The organism is Nocardiopsis sp. NPDC006938, assembly GCF_042869555.1.
Lineage (GTDB): Bacteria > Actinomycetota > Actinomycetes > Streptosporangiales > Streptosporangiaceae > Nocardiopsis.
Genome location: NZ_JBIAGA010000007.1, coordinates 190083 through 205642, shown reverse-complemented (window position 1 = coordinate 205642; position 15560 = coordinate 190083). Strand labels below are relative to the sequence as shown.

The window sequence follows — 15560 nt, the reverse complement described above, 5'->3', positions numbered from 1 at the left end:
GGTGAGGACCGTGACGCCGGTGGCGAAGCGGGACATGACGCCGCGCAGGCCGCCCATCAGGCGCCCACCGCGGACGCGGACGCCGAGGCGAAGGGCGCGAGCGCGCGCCGCAGTTCCTCGGGGACCCGGGCGGGGACGGTGGCGGTGTTGGGGCCGCGCATGCACGCCACCCTCTGGCCGCCCCGTGCCACCAGCGACTCGCCGCCCTCGTCCAGGCGCACGTAGTCGAAGGAGAAGGCGATCTGTGTCTGGGTCAGCTCCTCCAGGCGCATCCGTACGGCGAGCGCGTCGAAGGCGGTGGTCTCGGCCACGAAGTCGCAGTCCACCCTGAGCGTGAACAGCTTCAGGTCCGCGCGCAGGTCGTCCAGGACGCCGGGGGCGCGCTCCCGGAGGAACATCTCCCGGCACCGCCCCTGCCAGCGCAGGTAGTGGGCGTAGTAGACGTTGCCGACCAGGTTGGTCTCCTCCAGGCCGACGACGTGCCGCATCTCGTAGTAGCCGCGGTGGTCGTTCACGCGTGCGGTTCCTCTCGTGTGGGGTCGGTCGAGTGGGGCGCGCGGTCCGACACCGCGACGACCACGGGGGCCTCCTCGTCCGACAGACGGGTGGACCAGGTGGCGATCCGGACCGGCCCGCAGGACAGGACGGCCCAGCCGTCGGGGTGAGGGCGTTCCAGTGTGAGCCCCCGGGTCGCGGTGCCCGTCTTGCGCAGGCACTCCAGGGCGCTCCACGCCCTGGTCGCGGCCACCGAGAGGTCCTCTCCCGCCTCCTCGGCCAGCAGGTCCGCGACGGCCAGGGCGTCGGGGCCCAGCAGGTCGGCCCACTCGGCCCGCGAACGCGCGACGGCGCGCTCCACGTCGCATCCGAGCGGGCGCCCGCCCGAGACGGCCAGCGTGACCCCGGCTCCGTGGGAGATCGAGACGTGGGCGCCGTCGGTCTCGGGGCGCCCGTCCTCCCGGTACCGGAGCGCGGCGGGCCGGTCCAGCAGTCGCCGCACGGCGAGCTCGGACCGCGCGCGCCGCTCGGCGGCGCTCTCGGGGCCGACTTCGGCGGACGGGGCCGGAGCGGGGTCCACGGCGACCGCGATACCCGGCCCCAGCACCCGTTCCAGGGAACGTTCCAGGTGGGGGCCCAGGAGCACGGGGTGCCAGGGGCCAGCGCCTCCGCGTGCGCGGACCGCCCGCAACCGCAGTCCCTCCCAGCGCTCGACCAGGGCGCCGTCGGCGTCGCGCACGTCCACGTCGTAGACGTGGGAGTCGCCCTCGCGGGCGCGCTCCCGGGCGTCCACGACCAGGGGGCCGCCGTGCGAACGGCCGGGGTCGGCCGGGCGGAGGCGGTCCACGCGTTCGGGGAGGAGGACGGCGTCAGGCACCCCGGTCTGGAGGGCGTGCATGACGGCGTCGCGCGCGCCGGGGTCGGCCAGCACGAGTTCCTGGGGCAGGTAGGGGGCGAACCAGGAGGCCGTCCCGGGGGCGTGCGCCTCGACCTCCGCCACCGTGTGACGGGCGCTCACCCTCTGGTAGGCGCGGAGCCGCTGGAACAGCTTGCCCTGGAAGAGCAGGCCTCCGTAGAGGTCGGCGGCGGGGTCCAGGGCCACGGGCGGGCGCGGCCCGGGGCGCGGGGCCGACCCGGTCGGCCCCTCAGCCGCGTCCGGCGCGGGCCAGCGCAGCACCGCCCGGAAGTGGTCGGTGGCGTACCCGGTCTCCTCACTGCGCACCGCGACGTCGACCGTGTCAGAGTCGCGCAGCAGCGCGGCGACCCGGACGGTGGTGGTTCCGGCGGCCGGGACGGTGACGGGGCGCAGGAACTCGGCGTCCTCCATCAGGGGGACCCCGGTGCGGCCGCTGAGCGCGGCGGCCGTCTGGGCCATCGCCTCCATGCCCAGGACGGCGGGCAGGAGGGAGTCGCCGTCCAGCATGTGGTCGGCCAGGTAGGGGTCGGTGGCGGCCGACAGCTCGGCCTCGGTGACCAGCTCGACCCCCGGGTAGTGCACCGGCGCGCGGTCGACGAAGCGTCCGAGGGGCAACTCCGCCGGACGGCGCAGGGTGGGTGAGGGCCCGGTGCGGCCGCTGACGACCACGACGGGACCGGTGTCGGTGCGGGCGAGGAGCCGGTGCAGCTCCCGTACGCCCTCGTCCACGGAGACGGGGGTGATGCCCTCACGGGCCAGGGCCTCGACCACGCCCATCCGCTCGCCCATGCCCGCGCCGGACCACACCGACCACTCCACGGCCAGGACGCGGGTGTGCGGGTGACGGCGCCCGTGGTCGGCGGTCAGGGCGCTCATGCGGTCGTTGGCCAGGGCGTAGTGGGCCTCGCCGCGCAGTCCGGCGCGGCCGATCACGCTTCCGAAGGTGACCAGGAGCCGGAGCCGGGCGGGGTCGACCGCCGCCAGGACCGCCCGCAGCCCGTCGGTCTTGGGCGCGAGCGCGGCGCGCACGGCGTCGGGGGTGAGCGAGGCGAGCGGGGCGGGTTCGTTGCGTCCGGCGCCGTGGAGGACGGCGGTGACCGGACCCAGCGCGGCGGATCGCTCGACGGCCGCCTCGACCTGCTCGGGACGGGTGACGTCGGCCCGTTCGTACCGGTGGCGAACCCCGGCGGCGGTGAGGCGTTCCAGGTTGGCCGCCAGTTCCGGGTCGGCGGCGGGGTCGGCGCGGCCGAGGAGGAGGAGAGCCGCGCCGTGTGCGTCGGCCAGCGCCCTGGCGCACTCGGCCGTGATGCCCTTGCCGCCTCCGGTGACCAGCAGGACGTCGTCAGGGCCGAGGGCCGGGACGGACGCGTCGTCGTCGCGGACCGGCAGGGGGGTCAGGACCGGAACCGTACGGTTCCCGTCGTCGTCGCGGCGGGCCTCGGTGTAGGCGGTGGTGGCGGCGGCCTCGGCGACCACGGCGCCGGTCAGGACCCGGGCCGCCTCCGGGTCGGTCGGGGCGGTGTCGGGTGTCTCCACAACGGTCACCGGTACGTGGGGGGCCTCCAGGTGCAGGGTGCGGGCGATCCCGGACGCGCGCGGGCCGTCCTGGACGACGACGAGTCGCACGCCGCGCCGCTCGGCCTCCTGGGCGGCGGCGAGAGCGGGCCCGGCCTCCTCGCCCTGGGGGACGAGCAGGACGCCGTCACCGATCCCCGCGGCCGCCAGGGCGGCACGCAGGGGCTCGGCCAGAGGATGGCTCGGTGGCGCGTGTACGGACCACGTGCCGGGGTCGGCGCCGGTCGGGGGCGCGGTGGCGGCCGGGAGCGGCGCCGGTCGGTGGTCGACCCGGAACGACCTCACCCAGGAACCGATCCCGGCGGGCTCCCCCTCAGGCACGGCCCCCGGTCCGGCGGTGTCGGCGAGGCCGTCGATCATGGCGGCGAGGTCGGCGAGGCTGGAGGTGGCGTGGCCGCTGGTCGCCTCCAGGGGCGGCAGGCCCAGGGCCCTCGTGGCCTCGTTGACGATCTGGCCGACGGTGATGGAGCTCAGGTGCAGTTCGTCGAGGGGCCGGGTGTGCTCGGTGACGGTCTCCAACGGGAGTTCGACCCGGCCCGCCACGAGTGCCCGCAGGAGCTGGAGGGTGTCGGTCCCCCCGTCGGGCGGGACGGGTCGTTCGGTGGGAACCGGAGCGGTCTCGGTCCCCGCGCGGTGCGCGGAGACGGTCTCGACGGCCCGCGCCCCGTCCTCGGGGAGGACGGGCGCGGACTCACAGGGGTTGGCGAGGAAGGTGAACGTCCCGGGCAGGGCCCGGGTGAGGCGGCCCCGGAAGAGGCGCTCGGTGTCCACCGGCGCTCCCAGGGCGAACGCGGCGCCCACCGCGCACAGGAGCGGACGCAGGGAGGGCGCGTCGGTGTCGGTCGCCAGCACCGGGGTGTCGGCGGCCGCGCGCGCGGCGAGGTCGGACAGGACCCGGCCGGGCCCGACCTCGAGGAAGAGGTCGGTCCGGTCCGCCACGCGGGTCAGCGCCTCGTGGAAGAGCACGGGCCGCACCACCTGGTCGCGCAGCAGGGGGCGCAGGGGCGTGTCGGACGCGAGGTCGGTACCGGTGACGGTGGAGACCACCCGGCCCTCCAGGGGGGCGAAGGGCAGCTCCGCCAGGAGGCGGTCCAGCTCGGCGGCGGCAGGGGCGACCAGGGGTGAGTGGAAGGCGTGGGAGACGTTGATCCGGGTCGAGGTGAGTCCGCGCTCCCGCGCCAGGGCACGGACGCGTTCGACCCCGGCGACCGGGCCGGAGACGACCGTCTGGTCCGGGCCGTTGTGCCCCGCCACGACCACCTCCGGCCCGGGGCCGCCCGCCAGTTCCCCGAGGAGGCGAGCGACGCGGTCGGGTCCGGCCGCCAGCCCGGCCATGGCACCGTCACCGGACCCCGTGTCCGCCATGGCGCGCCCGCGCCCCTCGGCCAGGGTCAGGAGCTGTTCGGCGTCCATGGCCCCGGCCCAGTGCAACGCGGTGAGCTCGCCGAGGCTGTGCCCCACCGCGGCGGCGCCCGACACCCCGAGCTCGCCGAGCACCGCCAGCGCCGCGAGGGAGCCCGCGACGATCCGGGGCTGGGCCGTCCGGGTGGCGGCCGGGTCAGCGCCCTCGGGCAGGTCCGCGCGCGACAGGACCCGTTCGGCGCGGGGGAAGCGGCGGCGTACCGCGCCACGGCCCCCGTGTCCCGACCCCTGGCCGGGGAAGAGCAGGGTGACACGGGGCGCCCGCGTACGGCGGGCGACGAAGTACCCGGCGGCCGGGGCGATCGCCTCGGTGGCGCCCTCGTCCAGACGGGCGGTGAGGGCCGTGACCGCGCGCGCCGCGGCCCGCGGGTCGGCGGCGACCAGCGCGCAGCGCACGGGCCGTCCGTCCAGACGGGCGGCGAGCTCGGCGGCCAGGTCCGTGAGTTCGGCGTAGGACAGCCGGGGCAGCAGGTCGGCCAGGCGGTCCAGCTCCGCTCTCAGGTCCTCGCGGGAGTCCGCGTCCAGCAGCAGGAGCTCGGCGTCCTGGCGTCCGGCGACCACCGCGCGGGCCCGGGCGTCGGGGCCGGTGGCGTGCCCCGGGGCGGCCTCCAGCGCGACGTGGGTGTTGATCCCGCCGAAGCCCATGGCCGAGACTCCGGCCCGGACGAGGTGCTCGGTCGGCCAGGGTTCGGCGCGGTCGGGGACGCGCAGGGCGGGTGACTCCCCCGTGAGCAGCGGGTGGGGGTCGTGGTGCGCGGTGCCCGGAGGGAGGGTGCCGTGGTGGACGGCCAGGGCGGCCTTGATCAGCCCGGCCACCCCGGCCGCGGCCTTGGTGTGGCCGATGTTGGCCTTGACGCTGCCGAGCGCGGCCGGACGCGAGGGCCGGGGTCCGCGGGCGCGGGACAGCGCGGCGATCTCGGTGGCGTCGCCCAGGGCGGTCCCGGTCCCGTGCCCCTCGAAGTAGCCGACGGTGTCGGCCCCGTATCCGGCCCTGCGGTAGGCGCGGGCGATCGCGAGGCCGTGGCCGGACTCCTCCGGCCTGGTCATGCTGCCGCGGCCGTCGGAGGAGACGCCCCACCCCGTGACCAGCGCGTAGACGCGCGCTCCCCGTGAGAGGGCGTCCTGCTCGCGCATCAGTACGACGGCGCCCGCTCCCTCCCCGGGCCAGAAGCCGTTGGAGGCGCGGTCGTAGACGCGCATCTCCCCGGTGGCCAGGGCGCCGGTACGGGCGAAGCCGACCAGTTCGAAGGGGTCGACGGACAGGTCGACTCCTCCGGCCAGGACCACGTCCAGGTCGCCGTCGTTGAGGGCCCGTGCGGCGGTGGCGACCGACAACAGGGAGGAGGAGCAGGCTCCGTCGACGGTGTATCCGCCGCCGCGCAGGTCGAAGTGGTTGCACAGCCGTCCGGCGATGGTGTTGGAGAGCCCTCCGGCGAGGGTGTCCTCGTCCACCTCCGGGAAGGGCCTCTTGTACGAGGTCTCCAGTTCGGTGAGGAGGTCGGCCGTCTCCTCGGCCGCCCAGCCCCGTTCGCGCAGGGCGGCGGCGACGGTGCGGCGGACGTAGGGCCAGCGCAGGCGCAGGGCGTTGGCGCGCGAGAACTCCCCCGTGAGGCTGTTGCCCAGGACCACTCCGGTGGTGGCTCGGGGCAGGCCCTCACCTCCGGGGTGGCCGGCGTCGGCCAGGGCGCGGGCGGCCGTTTCGAGGGCGAGCCAGTGCGTCATGTCCGTCGAACGGAACGTGCTTCCGGCGATCCGGTGTTTCCTCCGGTCGAAAGCGAAATCCCGCAGGAGGGCGGCCCGGTCGGAATAGAAACGGTCGCGCGCGTCCGGGTCGGGCGACCAGTAGTCGTCCAGGCTCAGGCGTTCGGCGGGGAGCGCGCGGAAGGCCCGACGGCCCGCCAACACGTTCTCCCACAGCTGTTCGGGCGTGTCGGCGTCCGCGTAACAGAGGCCGATGCCCACGATCGCGATCCGTTCGCCGCCCATGGGGCACCTCCGGTCCGTGGGGACAACTGGAATGTCTTCTCTTCGCGCGCTCCAGCATGAATCGGCGCACGTTCGCTTTCTTCTCCGTTTTTGCGAAGCGCGCGCGTTTATGCGGTAACGGCGTTATATTCCGTGGTTCGGCCGCCTCTTTTCCGGAGGGACCGTCGAAGGCGTTCGCGCGACCGGCCGGTCAGCCGTGGGGGTTACCCGCGGTTGCAGGCACCGGGCCCGTTCGTATGATGTTTACCAGCCGGTAACGTACTGGCGAGTAGGCGACGCCGCCTCACTCTCCCTCTCCCGAGCACGAAGCCGCTTTCCCCCACGGGCCGTCAGGCCCCCCGTTGCGAAGGCACAACGAGTTCAGGAATCCACCATGCGCACACTGGGAACAGCCGCCGCGGCACTGGCCGTCGCGGTCCTCGCCGCCTCCTGCTCCGGCACCGAGACGGCCGACGAGGACACCGCCCCCGGCGGCACCACCACGGGGGTCACCGACGACAGCGTCGTCATCGGGACCCACCAACCGCTGACCGGACCGGCCTCCCCGGGGTTCGTGCACGTCTCCGCCGGAGCGAGCGCCGTCTTCGACTACGTCAACGACAACGGCGGCATCCACGGCCGGACGATCGACTACCGGGTCGAGGACGACGGATTCGACCCCGCACGGACCATGGAGGTCACGCGCTCCCTCATCGACGACGACGAGATCTTCGCCCTGCTCGGCGGGCTGGGCACCCCCACCCACGAGTCGGTCCTGGAGGAGCTCAACGACGAGGGCGTCCCCGACCTCTTCGTCTCGTCCGGCGCCCTGGCCTGGGACCAGCCCGAGGAGTACCCCTACAGCTACGGCTTCCAGGTGGACTACTCCAAGGAGGCCAAGGTCCAGGGCGCCTACATCGCCGAGAACTACCCCGGTGACGACGTCGGCCTGCTCTACCAGAACGACGACGTGGGACCGGCCTCCCACGCGGGGATCGAGCAGTACCTGGTCGACGACATCGTCGCCTGGGAGTCCTACGACCCCGGTGTGCCCGAACTCGGCGGCCAGGTCGCCGAGCTCAAGGCGTCCGGCGCCGACGTGGCGGTCTGCTACTGCATCCCGGCCTTCCTCGGCCTGGCGATCCTGGAGGCCGAGGCGATCGGCTACCAACCCCAGTGGGTGGCGCCCAGCTTCGGCGGCGACGTGGCCATCGTCGACCAGCTCATCGGCGAGTACGCCAAGGGCACCCCCGCCGAGGACATCCCCCCGGAGACCCTCACCGACGGGCTCGTCATCACCGCCTTCCTCCCGATGGCGGCCCAGACCGACGACCCGTGGACCGCCTTCTACCGGGAGATCCACGAGCAGTACAACGACGGCGCCCCCTTCACCGACACCACCGTGTACGGCATGGTCCAGGCGACCCTCTTCGCCCAGCTCCTGATGGAGGTCGGACCGGATCTGGACCGTGAACGACTGCTGGAGACGTTGAACTCCCGCGAGTGGACCGGGCCCGGACTGGTGCCGTTCGCGGCCACGGAGAACGACCACAGCGGCTACTCCGGGGTGATGGTCGTCCAGAACCACGCCGGCGAAGAGCCCGAGATCCTCCAGGAGCCCCGGGTCACCGACAGCGACGGCGGAGAGATCCTCCCCTTCGAGTTGGACCGCCCGGACCCCGACGAGGTGCCCCTGTTCCAGTGAGCACGGCGCGGGCGCGGGCCGTACCGGATCAGGCCCGCGCCCGCTCCTCGTCTCCACGGACACGGCGGCGACGCGACCGCGCCCACCAGACCAGCGCGAGGAGGGCGGCGGCCGCGCCGGTGGCCACCGCGACCGGCAGACCCAGGTCGGCCCCGCCCGTACCGACCACCACCATCGCCGCGGTGGCGGGCAGGGAGCCCAGGGCGGTTCCCAGCGCGAACGGCGCGGCCCGCAGCCCGGTCAGCCCGAATCCGTAGTTGACCATCTGGTACGGGATCACCGGGATGAGGCGCAGCTGCACGACCGCCAGGAGCGCGCGCCGTCCCACCAGCTCCTCCAACCGGGTACGGACGCCGTCGGGGAGCCGCCGCGCGAGCGCGTCACCGGCCACGTACCGGGCCACGGCGAACTGGACGACGGCGGCCAGCACGCCTCCCGCGAGCGCCAGGACCATCCCGGCCGCGAGTCCGAACACCACGCCCGCGGCGATGTTCAACGCGGGGCGCGGGACCAGGGCCTGGACGGCCAGGACATAGGCGGCCAGGTACACCGCGGCGCCCCAGAACCCGGCGTCGGCGGTCCACGCACGGACCGCCTCCAGGTCCGGACCGCGCAGGACGGCCCACGCCAGGAGGGCAGCCCATGCCGCGAGCAGGGCGACGCGCCCCACCCGACCCCATCCGATCCTCATTCGTCCCAGGCTAGGTCCGCTCCGGGGGTCGCTCAGCGCTCCTCCAGACGGGGAAAGACCACCTTCTTCAGCACCAGGGTGAGCGCCGCCGCCGTGGGGATGGCGATGAGCGCGCCGACCAGGCCCATCAGGGCGCCGCCGAGCAGAGCCGCCGTGATGTTGACCGTGGGCACCACGTCCACCGCGTGGCGCATCACGCGGGGCGCGATGACGTAGCTCTCGATCTGCTGGTAGACGAGGAAGAACGCCAGCGTGACCAGGCCCATCCACGGGTCGCCGATCGCCACCGCCAGCGAGGCCACCAGGGCACCGATGGTGGTACCGATCAGCGGGATGAGCGCGGTCACCGCCACGACCAGGGCCAGGGTGAGCGCGTACGCCGATCCGGTCAGCCACAGGAACAGGAAGGCCACCACGCCGCCGAGGGCGGCGACCAGCAGCTGCCCGGCGATGAACGCACCGATGCGCTGGACGATCTCGTCCCCGATCTCGCGCACCGCGGCCCGGCTGGAGCGGGGCACGAAACGGTAGGAGACGTCCATGATGCCGTGCAGCGAGGCCATGAAGAAGAGCGTGAGGATGAGGACGGTGAAGGTGGCGAACAGCGAGTTGAACACCACCTGTCCCACCCCGACCAGCCCGCCGAAGATCTGCTGTCCGAAGCTGCCGTCGGAGAGCGCGCTCTCGATCCGTCCGATCACGTTGTAGCGCTGGTCCAGGCCGCGGAAGAACGCCGAGTGCTGGAGCTGGTCCAGGGACGTGGGGAGGGAGGAGGCGAAGCTGCTGACCTGTTGGGTCAGTGGCGGCACGAGCGCCCAGACGAACACGGTCAGGAACAGCACCAGGGCCAGGCAGACCGTGAGGATCGCCGCCCAGCGGGGCAGCCGCAGCCGTCGCAGCGCCTCGATGACGGGATTGAGTCCGATGGCGAGGAAGAGCGCGACCAGGATGTAGACGAACACCGCGCGGGCGCTGACGAGGGCCTGGACGAGCAGCCAGGCGCTGAGCACCCCCAGCGCGCCCACGAAGCCGAGCAGGAAGTAGTTGGGGCGCCGCACCTCCTCGACCGTCGCGAGCTGGCCCGGCCCGGGCCCGCGTTCTGCGGGCGGTCGCTTGCTCGCTGTCACTGGCCCTCCTCCGGCCGGTCGGGGATACGCAGGGTGAACAGGGCGCCGCCGAGCAGGTCGCTGTGCCCCGCCACCAGGGAACCCCCGTAGGCCGCCGCGATCTCACGCGAGATGGCCAGCCCCAGACCGCTGCCCCCGGGGTCGCGTTCCTTGGACTCCGGCAGACGGGCGAAGCGCTCGAAGACGCGTTCGCGGTCCTTGACCGGGATGCCGGAGCCGTCGTCGTGGACCTCGACCACGGCGTCCCCCCGGTGGTGCTGCACGATGACGTCGATCCGGCTCTTGGCGTGGCGTCCGGCGTTGGCGACCAGGTTGGTCAGAACGCGGACGACGCGGAGCCGGTTGACGTACGCGTACACCGGTTCCGAGGCGTGCACGTGGACGTGCGCCGGGTTGCCGCGACCGGAGAACTCCTGGCGTACCAGGGCCGAGAGGTCGACACGCTCGCGCTCCTTCTCGACATCGGTGTCCAGCCGGGCCATCTCCAGCAGGTCGGCGACGATGTTCTCCAGCCGTTCGGTGTCGGAGAGCAGACCGGTGAGCAGCCGTTCCCGGGCGCGCAGGTCGGGGTCGGGGTCGGAGAGCTCGACCTCCAGCTTGGTGCGCATCCCCGCGATGGGGTTGCGCAGTTCGTGGGAGGCGTCGGAGACGAACCGGCGCTGCCGGGTCATGGCCTCCTCCAGGCGGTCCAGGCTGGAGTTGGCGGTACGGGCCAGATGGGCGATCTCGTCGTCGCTGTTGGGAAGGGGAAGCCTGCGGTGCAGGTCGTTGACGGAGATGTGCTCCATCTCGTCGCTGATGAGCCGAACCGGCCGCAGGGCCCGCCCCACCCCGTACCAGATGACGAACCCCGAGCCGAAGACGATCAGCGCCGAGGCGCCGAGCAGCACGAGCTCCAGGACGTTGTCGCCGAGGATGAGCGGTACGCGGGTGGCGGCGAGCACCATGATGTTGTCGCCGTACACGGAGCCGTCGACCACGTAGCCGACCACCTGGAAGCAGTCGCCCGTGTCGTCGTCGGGGATGGCCTCGCACGTGGTGTCGTCCACGCGGAAGTCGTCGGGGGCGGGGTCGTGATCGTTCAGGGGCGGCAGGCCGCGCAGCGCTTCGCTGGAGGCCAGGACCTCGTTGGTCTCCCAGTCGACCACCTGGAGCCGCACGATGGGTTCGGAGGCCGGAATCGTGCCGTCATAACGCTCCGTCATGATGTGGTCGGCCACGTGCCGAGCGCCCTCGGCCGCCCTGTCCCGGAGCTCGCTGAGCGTGACCTCGCGGATCAGCAGGACGGAGCCGCTCAGGAGAAGGCCGATGACCAGGGCCAGAATGACGGCGGCGCCGAGCGTGACCCTGGCTCGGATGCTGCGCGGACGGAGTGCGAGCCGGGGCCTCCAGGACGGGTCGTGCGGTTCTGCCACACAGCCATTGTTACTCAGCGCAATAGGAAACCCAGGAATGAGCACCGGTGTGGCGACCGAAACTCACGAACGCACGCCAGATCCCGATTCGTACCCTTCGCCGCGCGCCGCTCCGCGCGTGGTGCCGCGCGCGGAGCGGTGCCTGGCGGCACGAGGCTACTCGTAGGGGTCCGGCGGGTGGGTGACCTCTTCGACCCAGGTGGTCGTGATCTCGTGCTGGGACACGTCGTACAGGTCGCCCTCCGGCTCGACCCAGGTGCCGCGCACCGTCCACCAGGTGTCGGCCTCCGGTGCCGGGTGGTCGGTGATCAGGACCTTGTTGACCACGGCGTCGGCGGCGCAGCACGCCATCTGGAGCCGGGCCAGGTACCAGCCCTCGCCGTCCTGGGCGGGCACGGCGAACCCGGTGAGCTCGACCTCGCGCCCCGCCAGCTCCCGGTCCTCGTCGATCCAGGCGCGCATCACGAACTGCTGGACGTCGAGCGCGACCACCTCCCCGGGTGCGGCCTGGCCGAGGTCGTCGGAGAAGCGCGATCCGGAGCGCTCGTCGCGCGGCGGCGGACCGGACGAGGCCCCGGTGGTCTCCACCGTGTAGGAACCGAGCGCGGGGGGCGCCACGACGAACACCGCCACCACGGGGAGCAGAAGCAGCCAGGCCACCCGGGGGGCCACCGAGTGGTCGTGCCCGTGGCCGTCCCCTCCGCCGTTGCCGTACTCGGCCGCGGCGTGCTCGAGTTCCGAACGCCCGGGGTCGGCGTCGGCGGTCGCGGTGGAGGCGGAGCCCTCGGGGACCGCGTCCTCCTCGTCCAGGGCGTGGACCTCGCCCCGTAGCTCCGCGGCGACGACCAGGACTCCGAGGAGCACCATCACCACACCGGCGGCGATGAGGAACGGGCCGAAGCCCGCCTTGACCCAGTTCAGGTACAGGTTGGTGGGGATCGTGCTGGTCAGCGCGGCGGCACCGAGCAGGACGAGCGTGATGCCCTGGGCGATCCGGTTCACAGGAGGACGGCTCCGATCAGGAAGGTGCTGAGCAGCCCGACCACCAGACAGATCGGGGCGAAGCGGGCGACGAACCGCCAGCCGAACACCCCGGCCTGCATCGCGATGAGTTTGAGGTCGACGATCGGGCCGATGACCATGAAGGCGAGCTTGGCGGTGGGAGAGAAGTCGGTGAGGCTGACCGCGACGAAGGCGTCGGCCTCCGAGCAGATGGAGAGCAGGATCGCGAGCAGGGCGAGCACCAGTACCGAGATCACCGGCGCCTCGGCCACGGCGAGCAGCCACTCGCGGGGCACCATGACGTTGAGGGTGGCGGCCGCGAGGGCGCCGACGACGAGGTAGCCGCCCGCGTGCATCATGTCGTGCAGCATCGACTCGCGGAAGACCTGCCACTTGGAGGCCCCCGGGGCGTGGGTGCGTGAGGGCAGGCGCAGCCAGTCGGCCTTCCCGAAGCGCACCCAGATCCAGCCGATGACCACCGAGGCCAGCAGTGAGGCCACGAAGCGGGCCAGCACCATCTCAGGCTGCCCCGCGAAGGCCACGGCCGTGGCGATCATGACGATGGGGTTGATGGACGGCGCGGCCAGCAGGAACGTGAGGGCGGCCGCCGGAGCGACCCCGCGCTTGATGAGGCTCCCGGCGATGGGCACCGAGGCGCACTCGCACCCGGGGAGCAGCGCCCCGGACACACCGGCCACGGGGACCGCGCGGCCCGGCCGGTCGGGGATGAACCTCCGGTAGGCCGAGGCGGGCACGAACGCGATGAGCGCGGCCGACAGGGCCACCCCGAAGACCAGGAAGGGCAGGGCCTGGAAGCTGATGGCGGTGAAGATGGTCGCCCAGGCCAGGAAGGCCTGACCGGTCATCTCGTCGGTGAGCCAGGAGTGCGCCAGGGCCATCGCGGTGATGAGGAGGGCGAACAGCCACACCGTTCCGGTGCGGCGCGGACCGGTCGGCCGCCCCCAGTCGGCGGGGGGCAGTTCGTCGCCGTGGTCGTGCCAGTCGCGGGAGACCGGGTCTGCGAGCGAGCTGGCGGGCGCGGAGTCGCGCTCCGGTGTGGTCCGTTCGGACACGGGGGTGCTCCGTGGGTTTCGGTTGGGGACTCCCCGAATGGTAACCGAAAACGATTTTCGTTTGTACGCCCGATCCGATCCTGTGGACCGCTGTCCGGGTCCCGGTCCTCGTCGGCCTGTGCATCCGGCCGGCCGTGAGCGAGTCCCGGGGCTCCGACCCGACCACCGCGCTCCCCGGGCCCGGGAGCGCTAGGGAGTCCCGCCGCGGATCAGCTCGAGGCACTCGTCCCGCAGCCGGTCCGCTTCGGCGGACGCGCCGAAGGCCCGGGAGCTCAGGGCCGCGGCGAACCTCCGCTTGCGTTCGGTGATCCGCTCGACCACCGCCGGGTCCGGGACCTCCTTGGCCAGTTCCTCGTGCCTGAGCCCGGACAGCACGCCGATCGCGTCCCGCACGAGGTCCGCGAGGATGTCGCGGTCGACGACCTCCTCCTCCCCCAGACGGGACCTCGGCAGGTCGGAGAGCGGTAGGGAGTCGTCGTCGGATCGCACGGGGCCACCTCGGTTCGCCGGACAGGGTCCGGCGAACGGTATCAGGCGAGCACCGGAACAGGCCACGTCCGGGTGTCCCTCGGCGCCGGGTGTCAGCCCCGGTCCCCCTCGGAGCCCGCGCCGTCGGACCGGTCGTCCCCGTGGTCCCCGTCCGGGCCATGCAACCCCTCGCCACCGGAGCCCGGCTCCTCCTGCGGCTCCGCGTCGCTCGGCGCGGAGCCCTCCCCCAGCTCGACCTCCTCCGGCAGCGGGCCGCCGGACTCGCCCCAGCAGTGCACGTTCCTCAGGTCGGGCATCTTGGCCAGGGTGAACTGCGGGTCCAGCCCGTTGCGGAGCTGACCGCTGTAGTCGCGCAACAGGCGGAAGGCGACCGTCGACAGCGGGGCGATGGCCAACAGGTTCACGGTGGCCATCACGCCCATGGCGATGTCCGCGAGGTTCCACACCACGGTCAGCGGCGCCACACAGCCGATGAAGATGGAGGCCAGAACGGCGGCGCGGAAGTAGCTCAGGTGCCGGTCGTCGGCGTCCAGGAACTGGAGGTTGGACTCGCCGTAGTAGTAGTTGCCCAGCAGCGAGGTCCACGCGAGCAGGAACAGGATGACGGTGAGCGCGTGGATCGCCCAGCCGCCGAGCGAGCTCTGGAGCGCCATCTGCGCGACCACGATCGGCTCCTGTCCCGGAGCGAACTCGGTGCTGTAGAGGAGCACGATGAACGCGGTCACCGAGCAGACCAGCCAGGTGTCGAAGTACACGCCCAGGGTCTGGACGAGCCCCTGCTTGGCCGGGTGGGAGACCGAGGCGGTGGCGCCGGCGTTGGGGGCCGATCCCAGGCCGGCCTCGTTGGAGAACATGCCGCGCCGCATGCCCCACAGGACCGCCGTTCCGACGCCGCCCGCCGCCACCTCCCGCAGGCCGAAGGCGTGGGCGAAGATCGTGCCGACGACACCGGGCACCTCGTCGATGTTGACGATGACCACGGCGACGCCCAGGAGGATGTAGAGGATCGCCATGAGGGGCACCAGCCCCTGGGCGACGTGGGCGATGCGCCGCACACCACCGAAGATCACCGCACCGGTCAGGGCGGCCAGTCCGACGCCGATCACCGCGTCGAACCAGAAGCCGGTGGGGACGCCGAACTCCCCGACGGAGGTTCCGATCGCCCCCGTGATGCCGTTGGCCTGGACCGAGTTGAACACCAGGCTGAAGGTGACGGTGATGATGACCGCGAAGAGCACGCCCATCCAGCGGCGTTCGAGGCCGTAGAGCATGTAGTAGGCCGGACCGCCCCGGAAGCCGGTGCTGGTCCGCACCTTGTACAGCTGGGCGAGGGTGGACTCCACGAACGAGGCCGCGCCCAGGACCCCGGCCATCAGCCACATCCAGAACACCGCGCCGGGGCCGCCCAGCATGATCGCCAGCGTGACGCCGACGATGTTGCCGGTCCCCACCCGGGAGGCGGCAGAGAGGGCGAAGGCCTGGAACGCCGAGATCTCCCGCCCTCCGTCGGGGGCCGTCCCCGGGCTGCTCCGCATGACGCGGAACATCTCCGGCAGGAGACGGATCTGGACGAACCCGGAGCGCACGGTGAAGTAGACGGCCAGGATCACCAGGAGCGGGATGAGGAAGAAGGTCCAGAAGAAGTCGTTGAGGGCGACCAGGGCGTTGTTGAGAACGGTCACTCG

Annotated in this window: 10 protein-coding genes; 1 reads left to right on the top strand and 9 read right to left on the bottom strand. The window is 72.9% G+C overall.

Annotation, left to right across the window (positions count from 1 at the left end; all coding sequences use genetic code 11):
• Nucleotides 1-56 precede the first annotated feature (56 nt).
• Together ACFYL4_RS13660 and ACFYL4_RS13655 are read right to left on the bottom strand one after the other, a co-directional pair.
• On the bottom strand, nt 57-515 hold the full coding sequence (locus tag ACFYL4_RS13660; protein ID WP_387518552.1) for an acyl-CoA thioesterase: 459 nt from the start codon (nt 513-515) through the stop codon (nt 57-59).
• Nucleotides 512-6394 carry an SDR family NAD(P)-dependent oxidoreductase gene (locus tag ACFYL4_RS13655; protein WP_387518551.1) on the bottom strand — a complete coding sequence of 1961 codons (5883 nt, stop codon included), beginning with the start codon at nt 6392-6394 and terminating at the stop codon, nt 512-514. The genes ACFYL4_RS13660 and ACFYL4_RS13655 overlap by 4 nt, the downstream gene beginning before the upstream one ends.
• A 373-nt stretch (nt 6395-6767) precedes the next feature.
• Here ACFYL4_RS13655 and ACFYL4_RS13650 point away from each other — a divergent pair, with 373 nt between their 5' ends.
• A complete protein-coding gene (locus ACFYL4_RS13650) occupies nt 6768-8078 on the top strand; it encodes an ABC transporter substrate-binding protein (protein WP_357768707.1) in 1311 nt (436 codons plus the stop codon).
• Between the two features lie 28 nt (nt 8079-8106).
• Here the strand turns inward: ACFYL4_RS13650 and ACFYL4_RS13645 are convergent, their stop codons facing one another.
• The 7 genes from ACFYL4_RS13645 to ACFYL4_RS13615 form a co-directional block, all read right to left on the bottom strand.
• Nucleotides 8107-8769, bottom strand: a complete 663-nt coding sequence (locus tag ACFYL4_RS13645) for a TVP38/TMEM64 family protein (RefSeq protein WP_387518550.1) — start codon at nt 8767-8769, stop codon at nt 8107-8109.
• 32 nt (nt 8770-8801) lie between these two features.
• The gene (locus ACFYL4_RS13640; protein ID WP_387518549.1) at nt 8802-9896 is read right to left on the bottom strand and encodes an AI-2E family transporter; all 1095 of its coding nucleotides are present in this window, start codon (nt 9894-9896) and stop codon (nt 8802-8804) included.
• Nucleotides 9893-11311, bottom strand: coding sequence for a sensor histidine kinase (locus tag ACFYL4_RS13635; protein WP_387518548.1), 1419 nt, complete (start codon nt 11309-11311; stop codon nt 9893-9895). Before ACFYL4_RS13635 ends, ACFYL4_RS13640 begins: the two co-directional genes overlap by 4 nt.
• A 156-nt stretch (nt 11312-11467) precedes the next feature.
• Nucleotides 11468-12313 carry a TIGR03943 family putative permease subunit gene (locus tag ACFYL4_RS13630; RefSeq protein ID WP_387518547.1) on the bottom strand — a complete coding sequence of 282 codons (846 nt, stop codon included), beginning with the start codon at nt 12311-12313 and terminating at the stop codon, nt 11468-11470.
• Nucleotides 12310-13386, bottom strand: a complete 1077-nt coding sequence (locus ACFYL4_RS13625; RefSeq protein ID WP_357764288.1) for a permease — start codon at nt 13384-13386, stop codon at nt 12310-12312. Before ACFYL4_RS13625 ends, ACFYL4_RS13630 begins: the two co-directional genes overlap by 4 nt.
• Before the next feature lie 189 nt (nt 13387-13575).
• Nucleotides 13576-13875, bottom strand: a complete 300-nt coding sequence (locus ACFYL4_RS13620) for a hypothetical protein (protein WP_387518546.1) — start codon at nt 13873-13875, stop codon at nt 13576-13578.
• 92 nt (nt 13876-13967) lie between these two features.
• Nucleotides 13968-15557 carry an alanine/glycine:cation symporter family protein gene (locus tag ACFYL4_RS13615; protein WP_387518545.1) on the bottom strand — a complete coding sequence of 530 codons (1590 nt, stop codon included), beginning with the start codon at nt 15555-15557 and terminating at the stop codon, nt 13968-13970.
• Nucleotides 15558-15560: the final 3 nt, after the last annotated feature.